Consider the following 13205-nt stretch of genomic DNA (forward strand, 5'->3'; position numbering starts at 1 on the left):
CTTCAGGCGCGCTCGACGGCGGGCCGGCGCTCGATATTGTCGCCCCAGTCGGCCTCGAGCGCTTCGAGCAGCGCGTCGAAGCGATCCTGCCCCAGCTTTTCGGCGAGCTGGCCGGTGAGCGCGTCCATCGCGCGCTGTGCGTCGCGGCGCATCCGCGCGCCGAGTTCGGTGAGCGACACGATCATGTGGCGGCGGTCGCGCGGGTCGACCTCCAGCCGGACGACGCCGAGCCGGACCATCTGGTTGATCGTGCTGTGGATCGCCTGACGCGACACGCCGAGGTTGCGCGCGATGTCCGACGGGCGCACGATGCCGCTGGCGATGTTGGTCATGATCATCGACTGCGGCCGGCTGATGTCGGGCCAGCCGCGATCGTGAAGCCGCGACTGCAACCCTTCGTCGAGCCAGCAGAAGCGTTGGAATAGTGCGATGATGAGCTGATTGGTGCGCATGGAATGCCGCGATGAACCCCTGTTTCCCGGTCGGACGCCGGCGGCGCGACGCTAGAAGAAGGGACGGGGCGAAGCAAGGCAGAGCGGCGTTGCAAACCGGAGATACTTAGTATACTATGCTTTTACCGGCCGGGGATGCAAGGAGGCCGGACCAACGAGGGAGGACCGCGGGCCCATGGACGGACTGATGCAGAATGTGCCGCTGACCGTCGATCGCATCATCGATCATGCGGCCGCCTGGCACGGCGCGCGCGAGATCGTGTCGCGCGATGCCGAGGGGCGCGTCACCCGGTCCACCTATGCCGCCGTCCACGCCGACGCCGGGCGCGTGTCGAACGCGCTCGCCGCAGAGGGCATCGCGCCCGGCGACCGCGTCGCGACGATGGGCTGGAACGGCGCCCGCCACCTTGCCGCCTGGTACGGCGCGGCGGGGATGGGGGCGGTGCTCCACACGCTCAATCCGCGGCTGTTTCCCGAACAGATCGCCTATATTGCGAACCATGCCGGCGACCGGCTGCTGATCGCCGACCCGGCGACCGCCGACCTTGTCGAGGAATTGCTGCCGCAGGTGCCGTCGATCGAGAAGGTGATCTTCTTCTGCGATGCGGCCTCGCTGCCGAAGACGAGCTTTCCCGCCGTCGCCTTCGACGACTGGATCGCGGATCATCCGGCTGACTATGCGTGGGGGGATTTCGACGAGAATGCCGCCTGCGGTCTCTGCTACACCAGCGGGACGACGGGCAATCCGAAGGGCGTGCTCTATTCGCACCGCTCCAATTACATCCACGCGCTGATGACCTTGCAGCGCGACGCGCTCGCGCTTTCGGCGCGCGACACGGTGCTGCTCGTCGTGCCGATGTACCACGCCAACGCCTGGGGCGTCGTCTATTCGGCGCCCGCGGTCGGTGCGAAGCTGGTGCTGCCGGGGCAGCGGATGGACGGCGAATCGATCTACAACCTGATCGAGCAGGAGGGCGTCACCTATTCGGCCGCGGTGCCGACCGTGTGGCAGATGCTGCTGCAATATATGCAGGAGAACGGCAAGCGCTTCACGACGCTGGAGCGCGTGACGATCGGCGGATCGGCATGCCCCGAATCGATCATCCGCACCTTCCGCGACGATTATGGCGTCGACGTCATCCAGGGCTGGGGGATGACCGAGACCTCGCCGCTCGGTACCGTTTCGGTCCCGAACGCGTCGGTCGCGGCAAAGTCCGACGCCGAGCAGATGGCGTACAAGCTGAAGCAGGGCCGGCTGCTCTGCGGGCTGGAGATGAAGCTGGTCGACGATGCGGGGAACCGCCTGCCGCACGACGGCCGGACGCCCGGACGGCTGATGATCAAGGGGCCGACGATTGCGGCGGGCTATTTCGGCGGTGAGGGCGGCGACGTGCTCGACGAAGAAGGCTTCTTCGATACCGGCGACGTCAGCACGATCGACGCCGAAGGCTATATGCAGATCACCGACCGCGCCAAGGATGTGGTGAAATCGGGCGGCGAGTGGATCAGCTCGATCGAGATCGAGAATATCGCGATGGGGCACGATGCGGTCGCCAACGCCGCGGTGGTCGGCGTCGCGCACCCCAAATGGGACGAACGGCCGATCCTGCTGTGCGAACTGAAACCCGGCGCGACGGCTTCGGCCGACGACCTCAAGGCCTTTCTCGACGGCAAGATCGCCAGATGGTGGATGCCCGACGACGTGCTGTTCGTCGACGCCATCCCGCTCGGCCCCACCGGCAAGATCGACAAAAGGGCGATCCGCGCCGGGCTGGAAGGCTATGAACTGCCTTTCGAGGTCAGCCGTTGATATGTTCCCCACTTTCGTCATCCCGGATCAAGTCCGGGATGACGATGGTGAGATATAACCAGCAGGAGAGAAACTAATGGACCCGAACGGGATCGAAGGACTGGACGCGCAATTCATCGGAAGGGTGTCGCCGACCGCGCCGCGCATCCAGGCCGGCGGGCATCCGTGCCAGGGCATCTACTGGACCGAGGCGGGCAAGCGCCCGAAGGTCGCGATCATCGCCACCCATTACAACGTCGATTTCTCCGAACATTATATCGCGCCCTATTTCGCGCGGCAGGGCTTCGGCTTCCTCGGCTGGAACACGCGCTATCGCGGGATGGAGGACCAGTTCCTGCTCGAACATGCGGTGCTCGACATCGGCGTCGGGATGAAGTGGCTGAAGGAAGAGGCCGGGGTCGAACAGATCGTCATCCTCGGCAATTCGGGCGGCGGCTCGCTGATGGGGGCCTATCAGGCCGAAGCGATCGCGCCGACGCTGACCGACCGGCTTCCCTCCGCCGGGCAGGATGCGCTCGCGCAACTGGTGAAGGGCGACCTCTACATCAGCTTCAACGCGCACCAGGGACGCCCGGAGGTGCTGACCGACTGGATGGACGCGTCGGTGATCGACGAGAATGATCCGACGCTGACCGACCCCGAACTCGATCCGTTCAACCCCGACAACGGCCCGCCCTATTCGGACGAATTCATCGCCAAGTATCGCGCCGCGCAGCGCGCGCGCAACCAGCGGATCACCGACTGGGCGAAGGCGGAATTGAAGCGGCTCAACGATGCCGGAATCCCCGACCGGATTTTCCCGATGTTCCGCTGCTGGGGCGACATCCGCTGCGTCGATCCGGCGATCGACCCGTCGGACCGCAAGCCCAACTGGTGCTATCGCGGCGACCCCGCGATCGCTAACCGCTCGCCGAGCATCGGCCGCGCGAACACGATTCGGACGTGGCTCAACATGTGGAGCCTCGAAACCTCGCCCTGCCAGGGCCAGCCGCACCTCGCCAAGCACGACACCCCGGCGCTGGTCGTCCAGGGAACCGCCGACACCGGCGTCTTCCCGAGCGATGCGCGCAAGATCTTCGATTTCCTCGGATCGACCGACAAGCAGCTCGAACTGATCAAGGGCGCGCATTATTTCGAGGATTCGATCGAGGAGCGGCAGAATGCCGCCGACCTCGTCGGCGCGTGGATCCGGGAGAAGCTGTAAGTGGACACGGCCGGCGCCGACATCGTCGAAGGGTTGCGCGGCGCCGGCCTGATCGGGACGGAGGCGCCGGCGCTCGAACCGCTGACCGGCGGCGTATCATGCGACGTGTGGAAGGTCGAGACGGCGGCGGGGCCGATCGTCGTCAAACGCCCGCTCGAACAGCTCCGCGTCGCCGCCGAGTGGCACGCGCCGGTAGAGCGCGGCGCGAGCGAGGTGCGCTGGCTGAAGCGCGCGCGCGGCGTCGATCCGCGCATCGCGCCCGAGGTGCTCGCCGAGCTGCCGCACTACGGCTTCGCGATGCGCTTCCTGCCCGATTGCCCGGTGTGGAAGGACGAACTGATCGCGGGACGCGTCGATGCGGATTTCGCGGCGATGGTGGGCGCGCGGATCGCCGCGGTGCACGCCGCGACCGCGAACAGCGCCGCTGACCGCGACGCCTTTCCGACCCAGGCGATGTTCCGCGCGCTGCGCGTCGATCCCTTCCTGCTGCACGTCGCCGATCACGACGCCGAGCTGGCGCCGGTGCTGCGCGACCTCGCCGACGCGCTGTCGGCGACGAAGATCGCGCTGGTACATGGCGACGTCAGTCCCAAGAATATCCTCGTCGCCGCCGACGGCCCGGTGTTCCTCGATGCCGAATGCGCGGTCTATGGCGATCCGGCCTTCGACCTCGCCTTCTGCACGACGCACCTGCTGCTCAAGGCGGTGTGGCTGGACGATGCGCGGCTGGGCGATGCGGCGGTGGCGCTGGTCGCGGCCTATCGCGCCGGCATCGACTGGGAAGCGCCGGACGGGCTGCTGCTGCGCGCCGGCCGGCTCACCTCCGCGCTGCTGCTCGCGCGCGTCGAGGGCAAGTCGCCCGCCCCCTATCTGACCGACCCCGAACACAAGCGCGTCGTGCGCGATCAGGCGCGGGCGCTGCTGCGCGATCCCGCGCCCGTCGACGCACTCGTCGCCAACTGGAAAAGGACTTTTGTATGACCTCGCGTATCGCCTCCGTCACCGGCCGCCAGCTCTGGGATTCGCGCGGCCGGCCCACCGTCGAGGCCGAGGTGCTGCTCGAATCGGGCGCGGTCGGCCGCGCGATCGCGCCGGCGGGCGCCTCGCGCGGGGCGCATGAGGCGATCGACCTGCGCGACGGCGGCACGGCATTCGGTGGCTATGGCGTCAATGGCGCGGTCGCCGGAATCGGCGCCGAGATCGCGGGGGCGATCGCCGGCATGGACGCGCGCGATCAGGCGGCGGTCGACAAGGCGCTGTGCGACCTCGACGGGACGCCGAACAAGGCGCGGCTCGGCGCCAATGCAGTGGTCGCGGTGTCGATGGCGGTGCTCCACGCGGCCGCGGCCGATGCGCGCGAGCCGCTGTGGCGCTATCTGGCGGGCAGGCGTCCGGTGCGCATTCCGCTGCCCGAAATCCAGATTTTCGGCGGCGGCGCGCACGCGGGACGGCGAACCGACGTGCAGGATTTCATGGTGATGTGCCCGAAGGCGGGCAGCTTCCGCCGCGCGCTCGAGATCACCGACGACGTCTATCGCGCCGCGGGCCGCCTGATGGAGGCGAAGGGTCCGCTGTCGGGGGTCGCCGACGAAGGCGGCTGGTGGCCCAATTTCGACTCGAACGAGGATGCGCTCGACACGCTGACCAGGGCGATCGAGGCGAGCGGGCACCGCGCGGGCGAGGAGGTGTTCATCTCGCTCGACATCGCCGCGAACGAGCTGGGCGACGCATCGGGCTACAGCCTCGCGCTCGACGACGGGCGGCTGACGAGCGAGCAGATGGCGGCGCGGATCGTCGAATGGGCGAAACGCTATCCGATCCTGTCGATCGAGGATCCGGCGGGACAGGATGACTGGACGGCGATGGCGGCGGTGACCGCGGCGATCGGCGACCGGGTGCAGATCATCGGCGACGACGTGCTCGTCACCAATGCGGAGCGCGTCGAACGCGCGGGCGAGGCGGCGGTGTGCAACGCGGCGCTGATCAAGGTCAATCAGGTCGGCACCGTGACCGAGGCGAAGGCCGCGCTCGACGCGGCGGTGGCGCGCGGCTGGGGCGCGATCGTCTCGGCGCGCTCGGGCGAGAGCGAGGATGTCACCATCGCGCATCTCGCGACCGGCTGGGACGCGGGCCAGCTCAAGGTCGGCAGCTTCACCCGTTCCGAACGCATGGCGAAGTGGAACGAGATGCTGCGGATCGAGGAGGCGATGGGCGCCGACGCGGTGTTCGCGGGCTTCGGCGCCTTTGCCGCGCCGATCGGGACCGTCGCGGCATGATCGTCCTCCACGCGCGCCCCAGCCCCGGATTCCGCGACGCGGTCGACGCGGTCTTTGGCCCCGGCGTCGTGGTGCATGTCGACGAGGCGGCACCGCTCGGCGCGGTGGCGCCCGACATCACCGCGCTGCTCCACGTCCTGACTCCCGTCACGCCCGACTTCATTGCCTCGGCGCCGAAGCTGAAGCTGATCCAGAAGCTGGGGGTCGGCGTCAACACGATCGCGCTCGACGCGGCGCAGGGCCACGGCGTCGCGGTGTGCAACATGCCCGGCACCAACAGCCAGGCGGTCGCCGAGATGGCGCTGTCGCTGATGATGGCGGTGCTGCGCCGCACCTGCTTCTTCGACGCGCGGACGCGCGCCGGGGAGGGGTGGAGCGCCGACCCGGCCGAACTCGACAGCGTCGGCGAGGTGGCGGGGCGCACGGTCGGGCTGGTCGGTTTCGGCCATTCGGCGCAGTTGCTAGCGCCGGTGCTCGCGGCGCTGGGCGCCAGGGTCGTCTACACGGCGCGCAGCCGCCGCGACGCGCCCTACGACTATTGGCCGCTGGAGCGCATCGTCGCCGAGGCCGACATCGTCTCGCTGCACATGCCGCTGACCGACGAGACGCGCGGCGCCGTCGATCCGCTGGCGATGAAGAAAGGCGCGGTGCTGGTGAACACCGCGCGCGGCGAGCTGGTCGATGCGGCGCGGCTGGTCGAGGCGCTTGCCTCGGGGCATCTGCGCGGCGCCGGGCTCGACGTGTTCGACCGCGAGCCGGTGGCGCCGGGCGATCCACTGCTGGCGCTGCCCAACGTCGTGCTCGCGCCGCATATCGCGTGGCTGACGCCCGAGACGCTGGTGCGCAGCCTGTCGGTCGCGCACGAGAATATCCGCCGGCTCGGCGCGGGTGAAGCGTTGCTGCATCGGGTGGTATGAACCCCGATGCTTCAGGAATTCAGACCATGACTCTCCCCATCGTCCTCATCACCGGCCAGCTTCTGACCGACGCCGTCTGGCAGCCGCTGCTGGGCGCGTGGGCCGACCGCGAGGTCATCCTCGCCGACAATCGCAGCGACGACCGGATCGAGGATTTCGCGCAGCGGCTGCTCGACAACGCCCCGCCGCGCTTCGCGCTGATTGCGCACGCGATGGGCGGCTTCGTCGCCTTCGAGGTGATGCGCCGCGCGCCCGAACGCGTCGCCCGGCTCGCGCTGCTGTCGACGCTCGCCTCGGCCGACGGCCCGGCGCAGACGGCGCGGCGGCAGGGCTATATCGACCTGGTGGAAAGCGGGCGCTTCGACCAGGTGGTCGAGGAACGCATCCCGATCCTCTTCCCCGAGGAGAAGCGCGGCGACGAGCGGCTGCTCGGTATCGCGCGGCGGATGGCGGCCGACACCGGCGCCGACACCTTCCTCGCGCAGCAGCGCGCGATCATGGCGCGCATCGACAGCCGCCCGCGGCTCGGCGAGATCGCGGTGCCGACGCTGCTGGTCTGGGGCGAGAAGGACGGCATCACCAGCCGCGCGCATCATCAGGAGATCGCCGATGCGATTCCCGGCGCGCGGCTGGCGGTGGTGCCCGGCGCGGGGCATCTGACCACGATCGAGGCGCCCGAGGTGGTGGTGCCGCTGCTGACGGAATTCGTCGACGGGTGATTTGCGGCGCAATAACGCCTTGTCATCCCCGCGAAAGCGGGGATCCAGGGTGCGCGTCGGCTGATCCAACCCTGGATTCCCGCTTTCGCGGGAACGGCAAAGCTATTTCAGTTCCGCGCGCGCCAGCGCCGTGCCGTCGACCATCGCCTTGAGCTTGGCCAGCGAATGCTCGCGGCTGTGATATTTCATCCCGCAGTCGGGGGCGATCCACAGCCGGTCGGCGTCGACGTAGCGCAGCGCCTCGCGGATGCGGCCGGCGACGACCTCCGGGGTCTCGACCTCGGGAATCGAGAGGTCGAGGACGCCATACATGATCGTCTTGGACGGCAGCTCGGCGAGGATCGCGGGGTCGAGCCCCGGCTGCGCCGCCTCGATCGAGATGACGTCGATGTCGGAGGCTTCGAGCTCGGCGAGGAAATCATAGGCCTTCGGCTTGGGTCCGGTCGCCCCCGCGCCGTGGTGGACCATCGCATAGCCGAAGCAGATGTGGAGCGCGGTCATGCCCTCGACCCCGTCGAGCGCGCGGTTGATCGCCTCGATCGCATAGCCCTGCGCTTCGCCCGCGCGCGCTTGGAGATAGGGTTCGTCGAGCTGGACGACATCGACCCCGGCGGCGAACAGGTCGCGCACCTCGGCATTGACCGCGTCGGCATAGTCCATCGCCAGCGACCGCGCGTCGGGATAATAGCCGTTCTCGGCCTGCTGGGTCATGGTGAAGGGGCCGGGGAGGGTCAGCTTCACCGGCTTCGTCGAATGGCGGCGCAGGAAGGCGGCGTCCTGTGCCTCGATCGGCGCGACGCGGCGGATCGGGCCGGAGACGAGCGGCACCGGATTCGCGTTGCCGGTGCGGTCGATCGCGGTGCCGTGCCGTTCGCGGTCGATCCCCGACAGCGCGGTCGCGAGCCGGTTCGAATAGCTTTCGCGCCGCATCTCGCCGTCGCCGACGATGTCGATGCCGACTTCCTCCTGGTCGCGGATCGCCATCAGCGTCGCGGCTTCCTGCGCGTCGGCGAGCCACGGATCGGGGATGCGCCACAGCGTTTCGGCGCGCACACGCGGCGGCAGGCTGGCCTTGAGCCGCTCGCGGTCGATCAACCAGTCCGGCTGGGGGTAGCTTCCGACGATGGTTGTCGGCAGGATGGGGTGATCGACCAAGGCAAATCCTCTCTTTTTGGACTAGTCAAATATTTACTTAGTATTCTATCTAACTCAAGATCAAAGTGACGGTGGGAGAGCGAAATGATTGACCTGGATGCCATCCGCACGCTGGCCGACATACCGGCGGCGCAGGCGCGCAAGCGCGGCGACGCGGTCGCGGTGAAGTTCGGCGACCGCGAGACCCGCTTCGCCGAACTCGACGCGCAGTCGAACCGCGTGGCGCACGCGCTGATCGCCGCAGGGGTCGTGCCGGGCGACCGCGTGTCGGTGCTGACCAAGAATCACGACGCCTGGTATCCGCTCTTCTTCGGCACCGCGCGGGCGCGCGCCTGCCTTGCGCCGATCAACTGCCGGCTCGCGGCGGGCGAGATCGAATTCATCCTGGGTGATGCCGGGCCGAAGCTGCTGTTCGTCGGCGAGGATTTCTTCGACACCGCGCTGGCGGCGGTCGCCGGACTGCCGAACCCGCCGCGCCTCGTCGCGCTCTATGGCGCGCATCCGGCGTTCGAATCGCTCGACGCCTGGATCGGCGACGCGCCCGCGACGCCGCCCGCCGACGAGCCGCAGCTGGGCGACGACGTGCTCCAGCTCTATACCAGCGGCACCACCGGGCGGCCGAAGGGCGTAGTGCTGGCGAACCGGACCTATCGCCGCTTCCTCGAGATGGCGACCGAGATCGACGGCTTCGCCTATGACGAGGACGAGACGGTGATGATCGTCATGCCGCTGTTCCATGTCGCGGGGACGAACGTCAGTTTCTCCGGCCTCGCGCAGGGCGGGCGGCTGGTGCTGGTCAAGGATTTCGCCGCGGGCGACGCGATCGCGATGCTGAGCGAGGAACGCGTCGCGCACGCCTTCCTCGCGCCCGCGATGATCCAGATGATGCTGCAGCAGCCGGGGGCGGAGACGGGCGACTATGCGCGGCTGCGCTCGATCGCCTATGGCGCCTCGCCGATCGCCGAGGATGTGCTGCGCCGCGCCCGCGCCGTCTTCGGCTGCGACTTCGTGCAATTCTACGGCATGACCGAATCGGCGGGGGGCGGCTCCTATCTGTCGCCCGCGGCGCACGACCTGCCGGGCAAGCTGACCTCCTGCGGCCAGCCGTGGCCGGGGGCCGAGATGGCGATCCTCGACGGCGAGGGCCGGCCGCTCGGTGCCGGCGAGATCGGCGAGATCGCGATCCGCGGCGACATCGTGATGAAGGAATATTGGAACCGGCCCGAAGCGACCGCCGAGACGGTGGTCGACGGCTGGCTGCACACCGGCGACGTCGGCTACCGCGACGCCGACGGCTATTATTTCGTCCACGACCGGATCAAGGACATGATCGTCTCGGGCGGCGAGAATGTCTATCCGGCCGAGGTCGAAAGCGCGATCATGGGCTGCCCCGGCGTCGCCGACGTCGCGGTGATCGGGGTTCCCGACGCCAGGTGGGGCGAGGCGGTGAAGGCGCTGATCGTCCCGGCGCCCGGCGCCGAGGTGGCGGCCGACGACGTCATCGCCTGGGCGCGCGAGCGGATCGCCGCCTACAAGGCGCCAAAAAGCGTCGACATCATCGACGCGCTGCCGCGCAACCCGTCGGGCAAGGTGCTGCGCCGCGAACTGCGCGCGCCCTATTGGGAAGGCCGCGACCGCGCGGTGGGATAAAGGCTTTCCGACCCTGACGGCGTCATGGCGGGGACCGATTTCCGTCGTCCCGGCGAAAGCCGGGGCCGCCATCGCGCCGGCGTCAGCCTTCAGGCTTCGCGGGGGCGACGATTTGGCGTTCGATGGCCACCCAAAAAAGTGTTTATATCGTTTTGCCAATACCGAGGAACTATTCTCCTCACTTCGTCACCCAGAACTTGTTTGGCGTTTATACCCCTGAGACAGGGACGCTGGTGATCCCCGGCGAAAGCCGGGGTCCATGCGAGGCAGCGCTGTGCCATCTGGACCCCGGCTTTCGCCGGGGAACGCTCACGTGTCGGAAGGGGATGATTGCGAACTTGTTTCAGAGCCTGCCCCGGACCCGATCCGGGGGGCCATGGCCTGCCCCCGAAGCGAGCGCGGCGTACAAGGAGATATCCGGCCATGGATGCTGAAAACGAGTTCAGCATGACGAAGGCTGGGGAGGGCGGGACGCCTGCCTCATATTTGCAAACGATATAATCGCCAAAAAAAAAGGGCCCGGCGCGCGGCCGGGCCACAGGGGATTCCCAAATCGACGGGGCCTATTCGGCGGGCGTCATCTCGCCGGCCAGCGCCGCGTCGTTCGCCGCCAGCGCCTTGTTGCGCAGGACGAATCCCTCGCGCCGGGTGCCGTCGGCCTGGCGCGGGTCGTGCGCGACGTCGGCGTCGGTGAACTCGCCGTTCGCCATCGTCCACGCCGCGAATTCGAGGCAGACGCCGTCGGGGTCGAAGAAATAGATCGAGCGGACATAGACGCTGTCGTCGAAGCTGTCGGCGACCTGCGTTTCCGAATTGTCGTGGTTGAGGATCGGCGTGACGTCGATGCCCTTGTCGATCAGCCGCTGGTGATATTCCTCGAACTTCTCGGCGGGCACATTGAAGGCGATGTGGTTCATCGACCCGTGCGCCGACATGAAGTTGCCGCGGGTCGGCAGCGCCTCTGGCGCCGCGATGCCGGGCGCCGCCTCTGGCGCTTCGGGGAACCAGAAGAAGGCGAGGCTGTCGCCGTTGCCGAGGTCGAAGAAGAAATGCTGTCCGCGCCCGCCCGGCAGGTCGAGCGTCTTGACGAGCGGCATGCCGAGGACGTCGCGATAGAATTCGACCGTCTTCGCCATGTCCTTGCATACCAGCGCCAGGTGGTTGACGCCGCGAAATTCGAATTCCTTATTGGTTGCAGCCATGATCCGTCTCCTTCGTGCAATCGGCTGTAGTCAGTTTGGGTTGGCGCCGGGGCGGGCCTTCATCCCCGCGAACCAGCGCGCGATGTTGGTGCAGGCGGGGTCGAGCGGCTGGCCCACCGTGGCACCGAAATCGAGAAAGGCGAAAAGCAGCAGGTCGGCGAGGCTCAGCCGGTCGCCGGCGATGAAGTCGCGCCCGGCGATCAGCGGATCGAGCCAGCGCAGCCCGTCCTGCGCGATCGCCTTCAGCCCCGGCGCCGCCTCCGGCACGCAGCGCATCCGCGATTCGAACAGCGGCAGCCCTTCGGCGAAGCGGAAGCCGTTGGCGAGCGGCTCGCAGATCTTGAGGTCGACGCGGCGCACCCACATGCGCGTGCGTGCGCGTTCCTCGGCCGTGGTGCCGATCAGCGGCGGCGCGGGAAACAGCTCCTCCAGATATTCGCAGATCGCGGTGATCTCGGTCAGCACCGAGCCGTCGTCGAGCGCGAGCGCGGGGGTTTGCCCGGCGGGGTTCACCGCGCTGTTATAGGGCGCGCGCCGGTTCTCGCCGCCGCGCAGATCGACCTCGACCGTGGGGATGTCGATCCCCTTTTCCGCCATGAACAGGGTCACGACGCGGGGGTTGGGGCCGACCGAATTATAGAATTGCATCGCCATCCTCTCGGCACGATTCCTAGCATGTTCAGAGCCAACCGTCAATTAACTTGACGGTTGGCTCCGCGTCTCTTCGTACGACCTTTTCGCCCGGTCATTCGGGCTTGCGCGCCGGCGCGCTCAGGAAGTCGGCGGCGTTGAAGCCCTCGGGCGCCGCGATCTCGACGATCGGCTCCTCGCGCGCGTCATATTCCATGCGCAGCGCGCGGGTGATCACCGCGTGCATGTCGTAAAGGCAGGTGATGTAGGTGAATTCGAAGATCTGCTCGTCGTCCCAGAAGCTCTTGAGCTTGTCGAACACCGCGAGCGGGACGCGGCCGCCCGCCTGGCTGAGGCAGTCGGCATAGGCGAGCACGGCGCGTTCCTGCTCGTCGAAGCAGTCGGCGACCGCCCAATGCGGGATGGCGGCGATCTTCTCGTCGGACACGCCGAGCCCGCGCAGCGATTTGCAATGCTGCGAAAAGACGAACTGGCTACCCTTCACCCAGCCCGCGCGCGTCTGGCCGAGCTCGCGCAGCACCGGGTCGATCTTGCGCGCCGGATGGCGATAGACCGCGAAGCCGTCGACCGCATGCTTGAAGATGTCGGGCGCGAGCGCATAGACGGTCCACCAGTCGCCCGGCGTGCCGGTCGCGGTGCCCGGCTCGGCGACCGGGTCGCGATCGCCGAACAGGCGGTTGTAATAGGCGATGACGGTCTCGTCGGTCACTTCGGACCGGGGGACCTGGCGCAGCACGGGCATGGCGTCCTCCTCAGGCGTCGGCATATTTGCGGAATGCGGCAACATGCGCCGAATCGAAATATTCGTCGAGCCGCGCGATCTTGCCGTCCTCGACGCGGCAGACGATCGCGCAGGGCAGCCGCACCGCGACGTCGTCGTGCACCCGCCGGCCCTTCAGCACATGCTGCTGGACGAAGCCGCCGGGAAAGACGTGGAGTTGGCGTTCGGCATAGGCGCGGTCCTTGATCCGCGCGACCATGCCGGTCAGCGTCGCGGCGGTCTGCTCGGGGGTGACGATCGCCTCGTCGCTGTTGTGCCAGATCTCGGCACCGGGGGCGAAGCTGGCCTTCATCGTCTCTATGTCGCCGGCCTCGATCGCGTCGAAGAAGCGCTGGGCCATCGCCCGGATATCGTCCTGTTCTGCCATCATCGTCTCCCGATCATTTCC

Annotated in this window: 13 protein-coding genes; 7 read left to right on the forward strand and 6 right to left on the reverse strand. The window is 68.0% G+C overall.

Annotation, left to right across the window (positions count from 1 at the left end; translation table 11 throughout):
* Positions 1 to 2: 2 nt before the first annotated feature.
* Positions 3 to 452, reverse strand: a complete 450-nt coding sequence (locus AC2S9W_RS04755) for a MarR family winged helix-turn-helix transcriptional regulator (protein WP_067111196.1) — start codon at positions 450 to 452, stop codon at positions 3 to 5.
* Between the two features lie 175 nt (positions 453 to 627).
* Here AC2S9W_RS04755 and AC2S9W_RS04760 point away from each other — a divergent pair, with 175 nt between their 5' ends.
* The 6 genes from AC2S9W_RS04760 to AC2S9W_RS04785 all read left to right on the forward strand — a co-directional run bounded on the left by AC2S9W_RS04760 (position 628) and on the right by AC2S9W_RS04785 (position 7378).
* A complete protein-coding gene (locus tag AC2S9W_RS04760) occupies positions 628 to 2262 on the forward strand; it encodes a long-chain-fatty-acid--CoA ligase (RefSeq protein WP_486571689.1) in 1635 nt (544 codons plus the stop codon).
* Positions 2263 to 2338: 76 nt separating this feature from the next.
* Entirely contained in the window at positions 2339 to 3466 is a 1128-nt protein-coding gene (locus AC2S9W_RS04765) for an alpha/beta hydrolase (protein ID WP_104960227.1), read from the forward strand.
* Complete coding sequence (locus AC2S9W_RS04770; RefSeq protein WP_486571690.1) at positions 3467 to 4447, forward strand: phosphotransferase family protein; 981 nt, start codon at positions 3467 to 3469, stop codon at positions 4445 to 4447.
* Positions 4444 to 5742 carry a phosphopyruvate hydratase gene (gene eno / locus AC2S9W_RS04775; RefSeq protein WP_076073472.1) on the forward strand — a complete coding sequence of 433 codons (1299 nt, stop codon included), beginning with the start codon at positions 4444 to 4446 and terminating at the stop codon, positions 5740 to 5742. The genes AC2S9W_RS04770 and eno overlap by 4 nt, the downstream gene beginning before the upstream one ends.
* Entirely contained in the window at positions 5739 to 6659 is a 921-nt protein-coding gene (locus AC2S9W_RS04780; RefSeq protein WP_076073473.1) for an NAD(P)-dependent oxidoreductase, read from the forward strand. Before eno ends, AC2S9W_RS04780 begins: the two co-directional genes overlap by 4 nt.
* A gap of 26 nt (positions 6660 to 6685) precedes the next feature.
* Positions 6686 to 7378 carry an alpha/beta fold hydrolase gene (locus AC2S9W_RS04785; protein WP_067111178.1) on the forward strand — a complete coding sequence of 231 codons (693 nt, stop codon included), beginning with the start codon at positions 6686 to 6688 and terminating at the stop codon, positions 7376 to 7378.
* A gap of 102 nt (positions 7379 to 7480) precedes the next feature.
* Here the strand turns inward: AC2S9W_RS04785 and AC2S9W_RS04790 are convergent, their stop codons facing one another.
* On the reverse strand, positions 7481 to 8533 hold the full coding sequence (locus AC2S9W_RS04790; protein WP_076073474.1) for a cobalamin-independent methionine synthase II family protein: 1053 nt from the start codon (positions 8531 to 8533) through the stop codon (positions 7481 to 7483).
* 84 nt (positions 8534 to 8617) lie between these two features.
* Here AC2S9W_RS04790 and AC2S9W_RS04795 point away from each other — a divergent pair, with 84 nt between their 5' ends.
* Positions 8618 to 10183 (forward strand): long-chain-fatty-acid--CoA ligase, encoded by a 1566-nt coding sequence (locus AC2S9W_RS04795; RefSeq protein WP_486571691.1) that lies wholly within the window; start codon positions 8618 to 8620, stop codon positions 10181 to 10183.
* Between the two features lie 563 nt (positions 10184 to 10746).
* On the opposite strand, the gene AC2S9W_RS04800 is transcribed toward AC2S9W_RS04795, so the two are convergent.
* The 4 genes from AC2S9W_RS04800 to AC2S9W_RS04815 all read right to left on the reverse strand — a co-directional run bounded on the left by AC2S9W_RS04800 (position 10747) and on the right by AC2S9W_RS04815 (position 13184).
* The gene (locus AC2S9W_RS04800) at positions 10747 to 11385 is read right to left on the reverse strand and encodes a VOC family protein (protein ID WP_082737042.1); all 639 of its coding nucleotides are present in this window, start codon (positions 11383 to 11385) and stop codon (positions 10747 to 10749) included.
* Positions 11386 to 11415: 30 nt separating this feature from the next.
* The gene (locus AC2S9W_RS04805) at positions 11416 to 12039 is read right to left on the reverse strand and encodes a glutathione S-transferase family protein (RefSeq protein ID WP_486571692.1); all 624 of its coding nucleotides are present in this window, start codon (positions 12037 to 12039) and stop codon (positions 11416 to 11418) included.
* 91 nt (positions 12040 to 12130) lie between these two features.
* Positions 12131 to 12802 carry a carboxymuconolactone decarboxylase family protein gene (locus AC2S9W_RS04810; protein WP_255211403.1) on the reverse strand — a complete coding sequence of 224 codons (672 nt, stop codon included), beginning with the start codon at positions 12800 to 12802 and terminating at the stop codon, positions 12131 to 12133.
* A complete protein-coding gene (locus AC2S9W_RS04815) occupies positions 12789 to 13184 on the reverse strand; it encodes a nuclear transport factor 2 family protein (protein WP_076077436.1) in 396 nt (131 codons plus the stop codon). Before AC2S9W_RS04815 ends, AC2S9W_RS04810 begins: the two co-directional genes overlap by 14 nt.
* Positions 13185 to 13205 lie beyond the last annotated feature (21 nt).

Source organism: Sphingopyxis sp. 550B, assembly GCF_057401805.1.